Source organism: Brachybacterium sp. AG952, from assembly GCF_004362645.1.
In the GTDB taxonomy this organism is placed as follows: Bacteria; Actinomycetota; Actinomycetes; order Actinomycetales; family Dermabacteraceae; genus Brachybacterium; species Brachybacterium conglomeratum.
The window spans coordinates 190,107-205,799 of record NZ_SNXV01000001.1; the positions used below are offsets into that span (position 1 = coordinate 190,107).

General features: G+C 73.8%; 14 protein-coding genes. 10 read left to right on the top strand and 4 right to left on the bottom strand.

From position 1 onward, the window contains the following. Nucleotides 1-82 precede the first annotated feature (82 nt). The 4 genes from DEU31_RS00920 to DEU31_RS00935 all read left to right on the top strand — a co-directional run bounded on the left by DEU31_RS00920 (nucleotide 83) and on the right by DEU31_RS00935 (nucleotide 6,361). Entirely contained in the window at nucleotides 83-2,509 is a 2,427-nt protein-coding gene (locus tag DEU31_RS00920) for a beta-N-acetylglucosaminidase domain-containing protein (protein WP_133675113.1), read from the top strand. A 171-nt stretch (nucleotides 2,510-2,680) separates the two neighbouring features. Beyond that, nucleotides 2,681-3,244 carry an O-acetyl-ADP-ribose deacetylase gene (locus DEU31_RS00925; RefSeq protein ID WP_133675115.1) on the top strand — a complete coding sequence of 188 codons (564 nt, stop codon included), beginning with the start codon at nucleotides 2,681-2,683 and terminating at the stop codon, nucleotides 3,242-3,244. Between the two features lie 159 nt (nucleotides 3,245-3,403). Further along, nucleotides 3,404-4,747: an NADP-specific glutamate dehydrogenase gene (gdhA, locus tag DEU31_RS00930; protein WP_010552138.1), complete on the top strand. Its 1,344-nt coding sequence runs from the start codon at nucleotides 3,404-3,406 to the stop codon at nucleotides 4,745-4,747. A gap of 174 nt (nucleotides 4,748-4,921) precedes the next feature. Then, nucleotides 4,922-6,361, top strand: a complete 1,440-nt coding sequence (locus DEU31_RS00935) for a hypothetical protein (RefSeq protein WP_243733659.1) — start codon at nucleotides 4,922-4,924, stop codon at nucleotides 6,359-6,361. Between the two features lie 261 nt (nucleotides 6,362-6,622). On the opposite strand, the gene DEU31_RS00940 is transcribed toward DEU31_RS00935, so the two are convergent. Beyond that, on the bottom strand, nucleotides 6,623-7,237 hold the full coding sequence (locus tag DEU31_RS00940) for a TIGR03086 family metal-binding protein (protein ID WP_133675117.1): 615 nt from the start codon (nucleotides 7,235-7,237) through the stop codon (nucleotides 6,623-6,625). A 203-nt stretch (nucleotides 7,238-7,440) separates the two neighbouring features. On the opposite strand from DEU31_RS00940, the gene DEU31_RS00945 reads away from it, so the two are divergent. Further along, entirely contained in the window at nucleotides 7,441-8,259 is an 819-nt protein-coding gene (locus tag DEU31_RS00945) for a helix-turn-helix domain-containing protein (RefSeq protein WP_010552141.1), read from the top strand. Nucleotides 8,260-8,262: 3 nt separating this feature from the next. Here the strand turns inward: DEU31_RS00945 and DEU31_RS00950 are convergent, their stop codons facing one another. Both DEU31_RS00950 and DEU31_RS00955 read right to left on the bottom strand, forming a co-directional pair. Continuing rightward, nucleotides 8,263-9,183, bottom strand: coding sequence for a fructosamine kinase family protein (locus DEU31_RS00950; protein WP_347876450.1), 921 nt, complete (start codon nucleotides 9,181-9,183; stop codon nucleotides 8,263-8,265). Then, nucleotides 9,122-10,273, bottom strand: coding sequence for an aminoglycoside phosphotransferase family protein (locus DEU31_RS00955; protein ID WP_133675119.1), 1,152 nt, complete (start codon nucleotides 10,271-10,273; stop codon nucleotides 9,122-9,124). The genes DEU31_RS00950 and DEU31_RS00955 overlap by 62 nt, the downstream gene beginning before the upstream one ends. 110 nt (nucleotides 10,274-10,383) lie before the next feature. Here DEU31_RS00955 and DEU31_RS00960 point away from each other — a divergent pair, with 110 nt between their 5' ends. Both DEU31_RS00960 and DEU31_RS16665 read left to right on the top strand, forming a co-directional pair. After that, on the top strand, nucleotides 10,384-11,307 hold the full coding sequence (locus tag DEU31_RS00960) for a sulfite exporter TauE/SafE family protein (protein ID WP_010552144.1): 924 nt from the start codon (nucleotides 10,384-10,386) through the stop codon (nucleotides 11,305-11,307). 94 nt (nucleotides 11,308-11,401) lie between these two features. Beyond that, nucleotides 11,402-11,575 carry a hypothetical protein gene (locus DEU31_RS16665; RefSeq protein ID WP_157998677.1) on the top strand — a complete coding sequence of 58 codons (174 nt, stop codon included), beginning with the start codon at nucleotides 11,402-11,404 and terminating at the stop codon, nucleotides 11,573-11,575. Between the two features lie 134 nt (nucleotides 11,576-11,709). Here DEU31_RS16665 and hutG read toward each other — a convergent pair whose 3' ends face one another. After that, the gene (gene hutG, locus DEU31_RS00965) at nucleotides 11,710-12,753 is read right to left on the bottom strand and encodes a formimidoylglutamase (protein WP_133675121.1); all 1,044 of its coding nucleotides are present in this window, start codon (nucleotides 12,751-12,753) and stop codon (nucleotides 11,710-11,712) included. Between the two features lie 220 nt (nucleotides 12,754-12,973). Here hutG and DEU31_RS00970 point away from each other — a divergent pair, with 220 nt between their 5' ends. From DEU31_RS00970 to DEU31_RS00980, 3 genes are read left to right on the top strand one after another with little or no spacing between them, the layout of a single operon-like run. Further along, a complete protein-coding gene (locus tag DEU31_RS00970; protein WP_133675123.1) occupies nucleotides 12,974-13,852 on the top strand; it encodes a formate/nitrite transporter family protein in 879 nt (292 codons plus the stop codon). Nucleotides 13,853-13,903: 51 nt separating this feature from the next. Further along, a complete protein-coding gene (locus DEU31_RS00975) occupies nucleotides 13,904-14,704 on the top strand; it encodes an IclR family transcriptional regulator (protein WP_010552147.1) in 801 nt (266 codons plus the stop codon). A 31-nt stretch (nucleotides 14,705-14,735) separates the two neighbouring features. Continuing rightward, nucleotides 14,736-15,614, top strand: coding sequence for an alpha/beta hydrolase (locus DEU31_RS00980; RefSeq protein WP_133675125.1), 879 nt, complete (start codon nucleotides 14,736-14,738; stop codon nucleotides 15,612-15,614). The last annotated feature ends 79 nt before the right edge of the window (nucleotides 15,615-15,693 follow it).

Sequence of the window (15,693 nt, forward strand, 5' to 3'; positions counted from 1 at the left end):
CTCACATCGCAGTGCCCGTCGGCGCCCCGCGCATCCCCACACCGCCACGCCCGCCGCGTGCGCGGATCGGAAGGCTCTCGCTGTGAATCGTTCTGCGGACGTTCCTCCTCCCACCCCCGCCCGCGCCGCCACCCCGTCGCTGCGCCACCTCTCCCGCCGCTCCGCGCTCGGCCTCGGCCTCGCCGCCGGCGGTGCGGCCCTTCTGCCGCTGGGTGCCGCGCACGCCGAGGGCGGCACCCGCGACGCCGTCCCCGCCCTCCACCCCGCCCCGCAGTCCCTCACCGGCTCCGGGAAGCTGCTGCCCCTGACCCGGCGCGTGCAGCTGCAGGCGGGCGACGGCGTCGACGAGCGGGCCCGCGAACTCCTGGTCGAGGTGCTCGAGGCGGCCGGCTGCGCCGTCGAGACGCTCCCCGCGGACGCCGACCCCGCCGCCGGCGGCACCCGTGTCCACCTCGGGACCCCCGAGGAGACACCGAGCCTCACCCCGGTGCTCGAGGTGCTCGGCGTCGGGGGCCCCGAGGACCTCGCCGCCGACGGCTACGTGCTCGCCGCCGGCCGCGACCGCGGCACCGTCCTCGCCCTCGCCGGGCGCGACGCCCGCGGCACCTTCTACGCCGTCCAGACCCTGCGCCGCCTCCTCGCCGGCCGCTCCCTGGTCCCCGAGGTCACGGTGCGCGACGAGCCGCTGATGGAGATCCGCGGCGCGATCGAGGGCTTCTACGGCATCCCCTGGTCCCATCAGGCCCGGCAGGACCTCTTCGCCTTCTCCGGTGAGCACAAGCTCAACACCTACATCTACACGCCCAAGGACGACCTGTTGCTGCGCTCGAAGTGGCGCGAGCTCTACGCGGGGGAGGACCTCGAGAAGCTCGCCGAGCTGGTCGAGACCGCGAACGCCCACCACGTCGACTTCACCTACGCCCTCTCGCCCGGCAACGACATCGTCTACGGCTCCGACGCCGACTTCGAGGCGACTGTGGCGAAGTTCGAGCAGCTGCGCGAACTGGGCGTGACCAGCTTCTACATCGCACTGGACGACATCCCGTGGGAGCTCGGCGAGGAGGACGCCGCACAGTTCGACTCCCTGCCCGCGGCGCAGGTCCACTACCTGAACCGGGTCCAGGAGGAGTACGTGCGGGCGCACGACCTGTCCCCGCTGCAGACCGTGCCCACCGGGTACACCGGCTCCGGACCCACCGACTACAAGACCGCCTTCGGCACCGGCCTGGACCCGGAGGTGCGCGTGCAGTGGACCGGCGAGGGCGTGTTCTCCCCCTCGATCACCGAGGAGTCCGTGGTCAAGGCCGTCGAGTCGTACCACACCGAGCACCTCTACATCTGGGACAACTTCCCGGTCAACGACGGCCGCCGCGAGCGACTCTTCCTCAACCCCCTCGAGGGCCGCGCCCCGACCCTCCACGAGCACCTCGCCGGCTTCACCGCGAACCCGATGATCCAGCCCTACGCCTCCCTGATCTCGCTCGGGAACTACGCCGACTACTGCTGGAACCCGCCCGTCTACGACGCGGCCGAGTCCTGGGACGCGGTCGTCGACGAGCTCGCCGGTCGCCAGGAACAGACCCGCTCCGACCTGCGCATCCTCGCGGACCTCCACCAGAACTGGCCCTACCGCTCGGGCTCCCCGCTCGCCCCCGCGCTCGAGGCAGACCTCGAGGCGTACTGGGAGGCCGACGCCGACGGCGGGGCCGAGGGCACGGCGCTCGTCGACCGCCTGACCCGGATCGCAGGGCTCGAGAGCTCCCTCGCCGACATGGCCTCAGACGGCTTCTACCAGGACACGCTCCCCTGGATCGTCGCGGGCGCCCAGTGGGCCGAGGGCCTCCTCGCCCAGCACGAGATGATGGCCGCGCTCCATGCCGGCGAGCACGAGGCCGCCTCCGAGGCGGCGGCCCGTGCGGTCGAGAAGTTCGCGCTCGCCGGACGCGCCACCGTCCCCGACCAGCGCGAGGGCGGCGTCTACCGGGAGGACCAGATCGTCCCCGTCGTCGCCGCCGGACTGTTCGAGACCTTCGCCTCCCGCGCCTGGGAGGTGCTGCGCGCGGTCCTGCCCGAGGACCCGTCGCTGCCCTTCCGCGGCCTGCCCGCCACTGCCACCACGACCCTCGGCACCTACCGCGACCACGCACCCGAGCGCATGGCCGACGGCGACCTCTCGACCTTCTTCTGGTCCGACGGCGCGCCCGAGGTCGGCGACGAGATCCGCATCGACCTCGAGGAGAGCCACGCGATCACCTTCGCGCGCATCCAGATGGCGCGCAGCGACGACACGGCCGGCGACCAGATCCAGCACGGCGTGCTCGAGCTGTCGGCCGACGGGGCCAGCTGGACCGAGGTGGCGAGCGCCGATGGTTCCCCGCTGCTGGAGGTCACGCTCGACGCCCCCGTCGCGACCCGGGTCGCGCGCCTGCGCGTGACCGCGAAGAACGAGGGCGGGAAGTGGGTGCAGGTGCGGGAATTCGCCCTGGGCGAGGAGCCGCCGAAGGCCTGAGCGTCCCGCCCGACGGCGCACGCCCGTCGGCCCGCCGGGTCTCCCGGCCGGGCCGACGGACCGCGCGATCACCCTCTGGGCCCTGGAGTCTCGCCTGCCGAGCCCTCGGTGGGCGAGACTCGGGGCGAGGGCGTCGGCACCGCCGAGCCCGACGTGCTGAGGAGGAGCACCATGACGACCGCCGAAGGACCCCCGCTGATCACCCTGCGACGCGGCGACATCACCCAGGTGGACGACGTCGACGCGATCGTCAACGCCGCGAACTCCACCCTGCTCGGCGGCGGCGGGGTCGACGGCGCGATCCACCGCGCCGCCGGCCCCGGCCTGCTCGCCGACTGCCGCACCCTGGGCGGCTGCGAGACCGGAGACGCGAAGCTCACCGGCGGGCACGACCTGCCCGTCCCGCACGTCCTGCACACCGTCGGCCCCGTCTGGTCCGCCCACGCCGACGAGGCCGGTCGGGCCCGCCGCGACGCCGAGCTCGCCTCCTGCTACCGACGCTGCCTCGAGGTCGCGCACGAGCACGATCTGCACCGCCTCGCCTTCCCCTCGATCTCGACCGGCGCCTACCGCTTCCCCCTCGACCGCGCCGCGCGCATCGCGATCGCGAGCCTGCGCGAGAGCGCGGCGCGGCTCGGCGGGCGCTGGGAGCTGCGCCTGGTGCTCTTCGACGACGAGACCCTCGCCGCCTACGAGAAGGCTCTTAAGGGTCGTCGCGACGACGCTCGGCTGTGACCCCCGTCTCGCTGGTGCATGGCGAGACAGGCACGTGCATGTTCACTCACTGAACGTCCCGTGACCGCCCGACTCCGTACGCGTACGCTGGCCCCGCTCCGCCCTCCCGACCCCGAGGGCCCCGCGATATCGGGCCCCCGGGCCCCTGAAAGGACTGCGATGCTCGACTCGACGCTCCAGGACACCTTCGACCGCGTGCTCCGCCGCAACCCCGGCGAGCCCGAGTTCCACCAGGCCGTCCGGGAGGTGTTCGAGTCTCTCGAGGTCGTCCAGTCCCGGCACCCGGAGTACCAGGACCACGGGATCCTCATGCGCCTGTGCGAGCCCGAGCGCCAGATCATCTTCCGCGTCCCGTGGGTGGACGACGAGGGGACCGTGCAGGTCAACCGCGGCTTCCGCGTCGAGTACAACTCCGCGCTCGGCCCGTACAAGGGCGGTCTGCGGTTCCATCCGAGCGTCAACCTCGGCATCGTGAAGTTCCTCGGCTTCGAGCAGATCTTCAAGAACTCCCTGACCGGCCTGCCCATCGGCGGCGGCAAGGGCGGCTCCGACTTCGACCCGCACGGCCGCAGCGACGGCGAGGTCATGCGCTTCTGCCAGTCCTTCATGACCGAGCTGCACCGCCACATGGGCGAGTACACCGACGTCCCCGCCGGCGACATCGGCGTGGGCGCCCGCGAGATCGGCTACCTCTTCGGCCAGTACAAGCGCCTGACCAACCGGTACGAGGCCGGCGTGCTCACCGGCAAGGGCCTGGACTGGGGCGGCTCGCTCGTGCGCAAGGAGGCCACCGGCTACGGCGCGGCCATCTTCGCCGACGAGATGCTCAAGGCCCGCGGCAAGTCCTTCGAGGGCCGCCGCGTCGCCGTCTCCGGCTCCGGCAACGTCGCGCTCTACGCGATCGAGAAGTCCCGCCAGCTCGGCGGCACCCCGATCACCGCCTCGGACTCCTCCGGCTACGTCGTCGACGAGAACGGCATCGACCTCGACCTGCTCCAGCAGATCAAGGAGGTCGAGCGCGGCCGCATCCACGAGTACGCCGAGCGCCGCGGCGAGGGCGCCCGCTTCGTCAAGGGCGGCAGCGTCTGGGACGTCCCGGCCGACATCGCGATCCCGTCCGCGACGCAGAACGAGCTCGGCGCCGGCGACGCCCGCACCCTGGTCAAGAACGGCGTGCTCGCCGTGTCCGAGGGCGCGAACATGCCCTGCACCCCCGAGGCCGTGGCCGTGTTCCGCGAGGCCGAGGTCGCCTACGGGCCCGGCAAGGCCGCGAACGCCGGCGGCGTCGCGACCAGCGCGCTCGAGATGCAGCAGAACGCGAGCCGTGATGCGTGGAGCTTCGAGCACACCGAGGAGCGCCTCACGCAGATCATGAGGAACATCCACACCACCTGCCTCGAGACCGCCGAGGACATGGGCCGCCCCGGCGACTACGTGCTCGGCGCGAACGTCGCCGGCTTCCGCAAGGTGGCCGACGCGATGATCGCCTTCGGTGTCATCTGAGCCGAGCCCGCTCCGGCCACGACGCCCGTCCCGCATCCCGCGGGGCGGGCGTCGTCGTGCGGGGGCCTCCCGGCTCCATGCAGCACTCGATACTGTCGGCCCCTCACGACTGTCGTGATTCAGGTCACCGCTCCCCAATTGCGAAAGATTCTCATTCGCTGGTAGCTTCCTGGCATGCACCTGATGAGAAACATTGTCATGAAGCGGCGTGCCGTCGCGCTCCTCGGCGCGGGCGTGCTCGCGCTCTCCGCCTGCGGCTCCGGCGCCGACGGCGGAGCCTCCGACGGCGGGGGCGAGGAGGCCGGGGCCGCCGAGTCCCCGTCCTCGGACCGCACCGAGGTCGGCGCGCTCAGCCCCCGTATCGTCCTCGCCCACGAGGGCGGTGTCGTCACCCTCGACTCGGCCGACGGCTCCGTGCTGAACGAGACCCCCGTCGAGGGGTACGTGCGGCTGAACCCGGCCGGCGACGGCCGCCACGTCGCGGTCAGCGCCTCCGACGCCGTGACCATGTACGACACCGGCCTGCTCGCCCAGGGCCACGGCGACCACTTCCACTACTACGTCCAGGACCCGGCGCTCACCGACCTCTCCCTCGAGGCCCCGATGCCCGGCCACGTCGTCCCCCACGGCGACCGCACCGCGATCTTCGCCGACGGCACCGGCGACATCACCCTGATCGACCCGACCGCCCTCGGCGACGGCCAGCTCGACGTGCTCGAGGAGACCGCGACCGAGGACCCGCACCACGGCGTCGCCGTGCCGCTGTCCGACGGCGGGCTGCTCACCACCCAGGGCACCGAGGACGCGCGCAGCACCGTCCAGGTCCTCGACGCCGACGGGCAGGTCGTCGCCGAGACCGACGACTGCCCCGGCGTGCACGGCGAGGCCGCCGCGCAGCCCACCGAGTCCGGCGACGTCATCTCGCTGGGCTGCGAGAACGGCTCGGTGATCTACCGCGACGGCGAGTTCCACAAGGTCGCGATCGACGGCGACTACCAGCGCTCCGGCAACCAGAAGGGCCACGAGGACTCCCCGATCGTGCTCGCGGACCACAAGGTCGAGGCAGAGCCCGCCGGCGGCATCGAGCGCCCCACCGAGATCGCGCTGATCGACACCCGAGACGCGACCCAGCAGATCGTCGACCTCGGCTCCCCGTACTGGTTCCGCAGCCTCGACCGCGGCCCCGACGGCGAGGCGCTCGTGCTCACCTACGACGGTGAGCTGAACATCCTGGACCCCGACAGCGGCGAGATCCTCCACGAGGTCCCGGTGACCGGTGAGTGGGAGGAGGGCGAGAACTGGCAGGAGGCCGGCCCGATGCTCTCGGTCGCCGACGGCACCGCCTTCGTCGTCGACCCCGAGGCGAAGAAGCTCAGCATGGTCGACGTCGCCAGCGGCGAGGTCTACCGCGAGCTCGACCTGCCCGTCGTTCCGCACGAGATCCAGGTGACCACCGGCACCGCCTCCGGCGAGTACGAGGTCTCCCCGGGCGCGAGCGAGTCGGAGGGCGAGGAGGGCCACGAGGGCCACGACCACGCCGACGAGGACGGCCACGACCACGGCGCCAGCGATGCCGGCGGCGCCGAGGACGACCACGAGGGCCACGACCACTGAGCCCACGCCGCTGAACAGCGACCACGGGGCCGGGGCCGCCCCCGGACCATCATCGAGACGTGGCCCTGTGCGGGAATGACGACTCATTCCGACACAGGGCCACGTCTCGATCGCGTCGGTGCACGCCTCCCGAATGCGTCGGCGCCCTTCACCGACGCCGAGTGGTGCATGTGGACCGCTATGTGCAGGTCATGGCAGTCCACATGCACCACTCGGCGTGAGTGCAGACGTGGCGGCCGGGGCCGGCGGAGGGGGTGTGCCTCAGCCGCGGCGGCCGGTCCTCGCGAGCACCCGGGTCTGGGCATCGGCCCCGCCGGGCACGTCCACGGGCGCGCCGAAGATGCCGGGGGCGTAGGCATGCTCGCCCCAGCCGTCCACCGCGGCGTCGACCAGCGCGAGCTCGGCCTCGGTGAGGCGGGCGTCGCGGCCCTGTGACCTGGCCAGGTCCCAGCGATGGACGATCAGGTCGAAGCCGTAGAAGTCCAGCAGCACGTCACCGACGGTCGTCGGACCGAAGGCCCCGCCGTGGGGGCGGGAGGCCGCGGCGGGGTCGGCCAGGAGCGCCTCGACCACGTCGAGGTGCGCGGCCCAGCGCGCGGCCGGGTCCGCAACCGCCTCGCCGGTCTCCCCTGCAGGGTTCTCGTCCGCAGGGCTCTCTTCGGCGGGGCGCTCGTCGGCGATGAGGCCGACGCCCACCAGGAACTCCCGCTCGGTGTCGATGACGTGGATGAGCACGTCACGAGCGGTCCAGCCCTCGCAGGGGCTCGGCGCGTCCCAGTCGGCGACCGCCTCCACCTCCGCGGTGAACGGCGCGGACCGCTCGCGCCAGCGGGTCGCGGCGTCGGGGCCGGCGGCGGGTCGTGCAGTGGTGCTCATGTCTCCTCCTTCGTCGCCGTCCCGGACGTCCCGGGCGGGCGAGGTCGACGCTACGGAGCACCCGTCGGGCGGTCTTGTGGATTCCCGACACCGCCGCCGACGGGCCGGATCCGAGGCGAAGGGTCGGCGGTCCCGACGCCGGTGACTCGTGTCCGCGGGGTCGTCACCGGGGCGGCACCGCCGGACACGGCTACTGTGCGGCCATGGCCTCACGCGCGTCGGACGACATCGAGCGGGCGCATCTGCGCGACCCGGCCGACCGCAGCTTCACCATCCACCGCCGGCTCCCGCCCGCCTCGCTGCGCCCCTGGCTGCGCCGCTACTGGATCCCGGTCTGGGACGTGCCGGAGGGGGAGCGGGCCGAGCAGCGGGTGCTGCAGTTCCCCGTCTGCCTCATGATCACGACCCCCGCCTACTCGCGATTCGTCGGCCCGAATCCCGGGCTCTCCACCACGGTGCTCGAGGGCTGCTCCTGGGGCTTCGGCGTCATGTTCGCCCCGGCCGCGGGCGCCGTGCTGCACGGGGGAGGGCTCCGCGAGCTCGCCGGCGGCCATCGCGAGCTCGAAGGGGTCGCGGCGCTCGCCGGCCTCACGGCGCCGCTGCGGGAGCTGATGGCGCAGGGGCCCGACGAGGACGAGGTCCATGCGGCGTGCTGCGCGCTCGTGGAGGAGCGCATCGCCGGTCTCGGTCCACCCCGGGAGGAGGACCTCCTGATCGACGCGATCGTCGAGGAGGTCGAGAACGACCCGGCGCTGTGCGAGGTCGGGCAGCTGTGCAGCCGCTTCGGGCTCGGGGAGCGTGCGCTGCAGCGGCTCACCGGCAGGCGGCTCGGCCTCACGCCCGCGTGGCTGATCCGGCGGCGGCGGCTGCACGAGGCGGCCGACGGGCTGCGCGGCGACGAGGACCTCGCCGCGCTCGCGGCACGGCTCGGCTATGCCGACCAGTCCCACTTCACCCACGACGTCCGCACCGCGACGGGGTCGACGCCCGGAGAGCTCGCCCGGCGGTGGCGCGAGGGGTGAGGCTCAGAAGCCCAGCTCGTCCGCCCGCGCGATGATCGCCTCGGCGGTGGAGATCGTCTGGTCCACGTACGCCTCGCCGAAGAGGTGCACGTGGGCGAGCAGGCCGAAGAAGAGGTGCGCGGGCAGGTCCTGCTCCCAGTCGCCGGGCAGCGGGTGCTCCTCGGTGTAGCCCTCGAAGATCTCCTCGAGGTGCGGGGCGTCGAAGAGGGAGAGCATCGCGAGGTCCTCGAGGCGGTGGCCGCCGTGCGCGGAGGGGTCGATGAGGGTCACCCCGTCGGCCGTCCACATCAGGTTCCCGGACCACAGGTCGCCGTGCACGCGGCTCGGCTCCTCCGTGCCCTGGCCGCTGATGCCGTCGTAGGCGCCGTCGGCGATCACGTCGATCGCCTCGTCGACGGTGTCGTGCCCGTCGGCGCCGAGGGTGCGGGTGACCTTGTCGGCCAGGGGGCGCAGCCGCTCCTCGGCCCAGTACACCGCGAACTCCTCCTCGACGCGGGTCGAGACGGGGAAGGGGTTCTCGAGCGGGCCGAAGAAGGCGGGGTCGGCGGGGGACCAGCCGAAGCCGGGTGCGCCGGCGTCGTGCAGGCGTGCGAGGCGTCGGCCGAACTCGCGGGCCGCCTCGGGGGTCGGGACGACGGGCTCCAGGCGTGCCAGGCGCAGCGAGTCCGGCTCCTCCTCGAGCACCTCGACCACGGGGACGGCACCGGGCTCGGCGAGCCAGCGCAGGCCCGCGGCCTCGGCCGCGATGTGCCCCTTGGGGGCGTTCGATGCGTTCTTCACGAAGTCGCTCATGGGCCCACCGTAAACAGAGGGTGACCGGATCGCGCCACTGTGCAGGTGGGCGATGTGGTGGGGAGGACAGTCAGCCGTCCAGGCCGAGCTCCGCGGCGAGGGTGCCCCGCAGCACCGGCAGCACCTGACGATGGGAGGCGCGGGTCGCGGCGCGCGAGGCGACGTGGACGAGCATCGCGGTGCGCTCGTAGGCGGTCCATGCCCGCATCCGCTCGCGCAGCGCGCCGACGTCGGCGATCCCCGCGGGCACCTCGCCGAGCTCGCCGCGCGCCCGCACGTACTCGTCGACGAAGGCCGCGACCTGCTCCTCCCCGAGCGGGACGTACCAGGGCCCGCCGTGCACGGGACCGCCGATGATCGCGAGATCGCGGGCGGGGTCGTCGCCCTGCGCCCACTCGTAGTCGATGTACTGCACGCGCGGCAGGCCGGTCGACGGGTCGATGCCGTCCCACAGGATGTTCGTCGAGCACAGGTCGCCGTGGCAGAGCGCGAAGCCGTCCAGCTGCGCGATCAGGTCCTCGATGCCGGCGACCCGGGCGAGCGCCGCCTCGAGGAAGGGCTCGAGCCCGTGCTCGGCGAGCAGCGCGCCGTGCCGGGCGCGCCAGGACTCGACCTCGGCCTCCACCTCGGGCAGCAGCGCCTGGGGGCCGACGGGGACCGCCGCCCACGGGTCCTCCCCGAAGCTCACCGGTCCGCGGCCCGGGGCGGGCACGGCGTGGAGGCGGGCGAGGAGCCGGGCATGGGAGCGCAGGTGCGCGCCCGTCCAGGCCTCGGGCGCTGCGGCCACGCCCGGGATCTCGGTGGTGACGACGCAGGGGTGGCCGAGCGGGCTGGTCGCGGCGTCGTCGTGCACGGCGATCGGATCGGGGCCGGCCTCCGGCGCGATCAGGGTCAGCGCCGCGATCTCGTGGCCCAGGTCCTGGTGCAGCTCCTCGGGGGCGACATGCGCGATCCGCACGATGACCGGCGCGTTCTCCTGCGGGGTCACGCGCCAGGCGGCGAAGCGCTCGCCCACCCCGGCCAGCGACACCCGCGCCTGGCCCGAGAGGGAGGGCGGCAGGGCAGACTTGTGCAGGCCGGGCAGGCGCAGGGGAGTGGCGTCGTCCTCGCCGAGCGGGAGCACGAGCGCGCCGCGCCGCCACGCCTCCACGATCCGCTCGCCCATCGCGGGCGAGGCGGGGTCCAGCGGCGCCGGGGTGCCGGTGCGCGGATCCGGGATCATGTCCGCTCCTCTCCGAGGGGTGGTGCGAGTCTATCGCCGCAGGCCCGCGCCCTGCCCCTCCCCGCGGATACGATGAGCTGGCCCGCGCCCCCGCCCGAAGGAGACCCCCGATGGAGCTCGTCCTGCTCGCGATCGGCGTCGGCCTCGGGGTCGGGATCGTGGTCGGGGCGCTCGGTGCGGGCGGGGGGATCCTCGCGGTGCCGGTGCTGGTGTTCCTGCTGGGCATGCCGCCGCATGCCGCGACCGCCTCGAGCCTCGTGATCGTGCTGATCACGGCGCTGGCGAGCCTGCCCCATCATGCACGGCAGCGGAACGTGGAGTGGCGGGCGGGGCTCGTGTTCGCGGGGGTGTCGGTGGTCGGCGCCGTCCTCGGCTCGCGGCTGTCCGCCCTGGTCCCTCCCGATGTGCTGCTGACCCTGTTCGGGGTCATGCTCGCCGTCGTCGCCGCGGCGATGCTGCGCCGCGGTCTGCGCACCCGTCGGACGGAGGACGCGGAGGCCGCCGCGCTCGGCACCGCCCCGCTCGCCGACGGGGACGCCCCCATCGCCTCCCACGACGACCCGGTGCTGGACCAGCCCGGCCCCGACACGGTCGAGACGGCCGACGGGCTGCAGCACCATCACGGCGAGCCCGACCTGCCGTTCGCCCCGGCCGCGCCGCCCTCCCCGCGGCTGGGATCCGTGATCGCCGCCGCCTCGCTCACCGGCTTCCTCACCGGCTTCTTCGGCGTGGGCGGCGGGTTCATCGTCGTGCCCATGCTGGTGATCGCGCTGGGGCTCGCGATGCGTCGCGCCTCCGGCACGAGCCTGTTGGTCATGATCATCGCGACCGCCACCAGCCTCCTCGCCCGCCTCGGCACCGACGTGCAGGTCGACTGGGCGACCACGCTGGTCTTCGCGGCCGGCTCCGCCGTCGGCGGCGTGATCGGCGGGCCGCTGTCGGCGAAGGCGCGCCCCTCGACGCTGACCCTGCTGTTCGCGGCGCTGCTCGCGGGCGTCGCCGCGGTGACGCTGGTCGAGACGCTGCTGCTCTGAGGCCGCGCCGGCGGTGCCGCTGCGCCGCCGCGACGTCCCTGCACCGCCGGCCCTCGCGCCCCTTCCCACCGACCCCGCCACGAGAGGACCCTCCATGACGAGCCCCGCCCGCCGTGCTGCGCACCGGCACGAGGACGAGATCGGCCACGTGCTCGCGATCCACCACGACCGGCCGGGCCCCCGCACGGTGATCGGCTTCGCCGTGGCATGGGTCCGACGCGGCCTGGGGTCCTTGTCCGACCTTCGACGGAGTCCGGTGGTCGACTGATGGCGTGTGGCGTACCGCTACGCCTATATAGGCGTACTGGTACGCCCTGCGCCAGCGCTCGACCTTGAGCAGGCAGCAGGCAGCAGGCAGCAGGCAGCAGGCAGCAGGGGAGCAGGCAGCAGGAGCGGGGAGGATCAGGCGCCCGCGCCGGTCACCGTGCGCACCGCGTCGTCGATGAGCCGCGCGGCGGCACGGGCGGTGCGGGAGTCGATGTCGAGGGACGGGTTCAGCTCCACCACGTCCAGCAGCGCCAGCTTCCCGGAGCCCGCCGCGGTGCGGACGGCCGCGGCGATCAGCGGCAGCGGCACCCCGTGCGCGGCCGGCGCCGAGACGCCCGGCGCGACCGCGGCCGGGAGCACGTCCAGGTCGATCGTCAGGTAGAGGACGTCGAGCTCCGCGGCGAACTGCTCCACGAAGCGGGTGATCCCCTCGGCGCCGGCGGCGAGGCACTGCTCGTCGGTCCACCAGGTGACGCCCAGCCCTCGCGCCTTCTCGAACAGCGCGCCGGTGTTCGAGGGTTCCGCGATCCCGAGCACCGCATAGCGCAGCTCGCGGCCCGCGGCGTGCTCCGCCTCGGCCATCTGCGCGAAGGGCGTGCCGGAGGTGGGGCGCGGCTCGCTGCGCAGGTCGAAGTGCGCATCGAGGTTCAGCACGCCCCAGCGCTGACCGGCCCGCGGGCCGAAGCCGGAGCCCATCAGCCCCAGGTACGAGGACCAGGCGGTCTCGTGCCCGCCGCCGAGCACCACGGTCAGGCGTGATCCGGCCCGGTCCAGGCCGTGCGCGGTCAGCGCCGCGGCCGCGGCCTGCCCCGCCTCGAGGTCCTCGCCGACGGTCTCCGCATCGCCCAGGTCGTGCAGCTGGACCTCGCCGTGCGCGAGCGGCCCGTGCAGGGCGAGCGGGGCGAGCGCGCGGCGCAGGGCCGCGGGACCGTCGGCCGCGCCGACGCGACCGCGGTTGCGCCGCACCCCCTCGTCGGAGCGGAATCCGAGCAGCGCGACGTGGTCCGCGGCCGGGTCCGGGACGGCGGCACCTGCCTCCGCGACCTCTCCCGACGGGCCGTCGCCGTCGGCCTCTCCGCGGCGCACGACCTGCACCGCCTGGTGCCAGCGGGCGTGCTCAGGGCCGTCGCCGTCGTGCCGTCCGGTCCACGCGGAGGCAGGGGTGGAAGAGGTCGTCATCGAAGGCTCCTCGTCGGCTCTCCAAGGGGGTAGGTTCCTCCCATCATGGCACCGTGGGCCCGCCGCCGATCCGGCGCGGGAACCACGGGCGTCCGGCGCACCGGACGCTGCGGCCCTGACGGCGAGAGGCGGTGTCCGGGCAGGTCGAAGCCGGATCCGCGCACGTGGGACGATCGAGAACCGCACGACGAGACCGGCACCCGCACGACGAGGAGTCACGATGGCACGCAGCGACCGTCCGGGCCAGACCGAGGAACGCCGACGTCTCGGCGCGAGCGACCACGCGGTCGAGGACGCCCTGGTCCAGGAGTTCGAGAACACCGTCACCGAGGGCGCGAACCGGCTCAACCGCACCTGGCGAGCGCTGGTGGTCACGGGGCTCTTCGGCGGGATCGACGTGGGGCTCGGTCTGCTGGCGATGCTCGCGGTGATGGACGCGACCGGCTCGAAGCTGCTGGGCGGGCTCGCCTTCGGCGTCGGCCTGTACGCGCTGCGGCTGGCGCACTCGGAGCTGTTCACCGAGGAGTTCCTGGTCCCGATCAACGCCATCGTGGCCGGGCACGGCACCTGGTGGCAGCTGCTGCGGCTGTGGAGCGTGACGCTGGTGACCAACCTCGCCGGCGGCTGGGCGCTGGCCTGGCTGGTCGTCGCGGCGTTCCCGCACTTCGAGGACGTGCTGCTGGAGTCGACCGCGCAGTACATGGAGCCCGGCCTCACACTCGAGACGGCCTCCCTCGCGATCCTGGCCGGCTTCACGATCACGCTGGTGACGAGGATGAGCCAGGGCTCCAGCGAGGGCATCGCGACCCTCGCGAACTCGCTCATCTCCGGGCTGCTGGTGGTGGGGCTGGGCATGTTCCACGGCGCGCTGAGCTCCGCGGTGATCTTCGCGGCCATGCACGCCGGCGCCGAGACCACCTACCTCCAGTGGCTGGTCTGGTGCGCGTGGGTGATCCCGCTGAACATGGTCGGCGGCCTGGTGATCCTCACCCTGCCCCGGCTCGTGCGCACCTGGGAGCTGGTGCGGGCCGAGCGGGAGGCGCAGAGCCTGCGGTCCGCCGGCGGGGAGGACGGGGCAGAGCCGGCGCCGACGCGCTGAGGGCCGGCCCGTCCCGCTGCGCCTCGGGGGCGTCGGTGGCATGCTTCGGCCATGGCCACCCCGAAAGTCCCGGCGGCCGACGCGACGCTGCGTCTGCTGACCTTCCTCGCCTCGCGCCGCGCCCCCGTCGCCGCCGCGCGCATCGCCGAGGAGCTGGACCTGCCGCGCTCCCGCACCTACGACCTGCTGGCGACCCTCGTCGAGCACGGCTACGTCCTGCACCTGGACCAGGAGCGGCTGTACGGGCTGGGGCCGGCGGCTCACGAGCTCTCCGGGGCCTATCTGCGTCAGGAGCCGCTGGCTCGGATCGGTCGCCGCGTGGTCGAGGCGATGGTCGACGAGGTGGGGGAGAGCGGGCATCTCGCAGTGCTGCATGGGCGTGACGTGCTCTACGTGGTCGAGGAGCGCGCCCGGAACCGGCCGAGCCTCGTCACCGACGTCGGCGTGCGGATCCCCGCCCATCTCACGGCGAGCGGCCGCGCGATCCTCGCTCACCTGCCCGCCCCGCAGCTGCGAGCCCTCTACGGCACCGCCGCCGACTTCGCCGCCCGCACCGACGCACCCGGCCCCGCCACTCCGAAGGAGCTGAGGGAGCTGCTGACGGCCGTGCGCGCAGAGGGGATCGCGAGCGAGTCCGGCGAGGTCAGCGACGAGATGGGCTCGGTCGCCGCCGTGGTGCGCGATCACGCCGGCTGGCCCGCCGCCGCCGTGGCGCTGACCTTCGTCGAGGCTCGCGTCGGCCCCGCCGAGCGCAAGCGCCTCGCCACCTCCGTGCGCCGCGGCGCGGAGGAGATCACACGGCGACTCGGCGGGCGGGCGGAGACGGCGGGGACGTCCCCGACCGGAAGGTGACCGGGCGCCCGCCGGGCCGTAGCGTGCGGGCATGGACTTCGTGACGATGAGCGACGGCGCCCGCCTGGCGACCTGGACCGACCCAGGGCCTGCCGACGCCCCTGCGGTGATCCTGCTCCACGGCGGCCCGGGGCTCTGGGACTACCTCGCCCCGCTCGCCGGACTGCTGGCGGGCCACGCGACCGTGCACCGCTACGACCAGCGGCGCTGCGGGCACTCGACGGGTCCCGACGGGAGCGGCGGGGCACCAGGAGCCCCCGTCGACCCGCCCGCCGACCTCACCATCGCGCGCTTCGTCGAGGACATCGAGGAGCTGCGCCGTGCCTTCGGGCACGAGCGGGTCGCCCTCGTCGGCCACTCCTTCGGGGCGACCCTCGCCCTCGCGCACGCCGGCACCCACCCCGATCGGGTGACGGCGCTCGGGTACGTGGACGGGGTGGGAGTGGGCGACTGGCGCACCCCGTACCGCGCCGAGCGGGCGCGCCGCCTCGCGCCCTGGGCGGAGCGCTTCGCCGCCCTGGACGGACGGCAGCGCACCGCCGACGAGGAGGTGGAGTGGCGTCGCCTGAGCTGGGCGACCGACTACGCCGATCCCCGATCCGGCTACGACCTCGCCGAACCGATGGCGACCTCTCCGCACGCGATCGCCCACCAGGTCAATCGTGCGCTGATGCGCTTCGACGACATGGACCAGATCACCTGGGCGACCGCGGTCCGCTGCCCGATCACGTTCCTCCACGGCATGCAGGACCCCCGCCCCGTCGGTCCCGTGGTCTCGCTGGCCGCCCATGCCCGAGCTCCCCGCAAGAGGGTCGCCCCCGAGGCAGGGCACCTGCCGTGGGTCGAGCAGCCCGAGCGGGTCCGGGAGATCCTCGCGGAGATCGTGGCCACCGCGAGCGCGCGGAGCTGACGAGCGGCTCTGGGCGTCCGGTATTCCGGACATCACTCCGGTCCCGCCTCTCGACCCGACCCTGTGGCGGTGGTGTCCT

Excerpts from the sequence above, each read along its gene's own strand:
- DEU31_RS00925 (WP_133675115.1), top strand. The coding sequence starts at position 2,681 with ATGACGACCGCCGAAGGACCCCCGCTGATCACCCTGCGACGCGGCGAC.
- gdhA (WP_010552138.1), top strand. The coding sequence starts at position 3,404 with ATGCTCGACTCGACGCTCCAGGACACCTTCGACCGCGTGCTCCGCCGC.
- DEU31_RS00935 (WP_243733659.1), top strand. The coding sequence starts at position 4,922 with ATGCACCTGATGAGAAACATTGTCATGAAGCGGCGTGCCGTCGCGCTC.
- DEU31_RS00940 (WP_133675117.1), bottom strand. The coding sequence starts at position 7,237 with ATGAGCACCACTGCACGACCCGCCGCCGGCCCCGACGCCGCGACCCGC.
- DEU31_RS00945 (WP_010552141.1), top strand. The coding sequence starts at position 7,441 with ATGGCCTCACGCGCGTCGGACGACATCGAGCGGGCGCATCTGCGCGAC.
- DEU31_RS00955 (WP_133675119.1), bottom strand. The coding sequence starts at position 10,273 with ATGATCCCGGATCCGCGCACCGGCACCCCGGCGCCGCTGGACCCCGCC.
- DEU31_RS00960 (WP_010552144.1), top strand. The coding sequence starts at position 10,384 with ATGGAGCTCGTCCTGCTCGCGATCGGCGTCGGCCTCGGGGTCGGGATC.
- DEU31_RS16665 (WP_157998677.1), top strand. The coding sequence starts at position 11,402 with ATGACGAGCCCCGCCCGCCGTGCTGCGCACCGGCACGAGGACGAGATC.
- hutG (WP_133675121.1), bottom strand. The coding sequence starts at position 12,753 with ATGACGACCTCTTCCACCCCTGCCTCCGCGTGGACCGGACGGCACGAC.
- DEU31_RS00970 (WP_133675123.1), top strand. The coding sequence starts at position 12,974 with ATGGCACGCAGCGACCGTCCGGGCCAGACCGAGGAACGCCGACGTCTC.
- DEU31_RS00975 (WP_010552147.1), top strand. The coding sequence starts at position 13,904 with ATGGCCACCCCGAAAGTCCCGGCGGCCGACGCGACGCTGCGTCTGCTG.
- DEU31_RS00980 (WP_133675125.1), top strand. The coding sequence starts at position 14,736 with ATGGACTTCGTGACGATGAGCGACGGCGCCCGCCTGGCGACCTGGACC.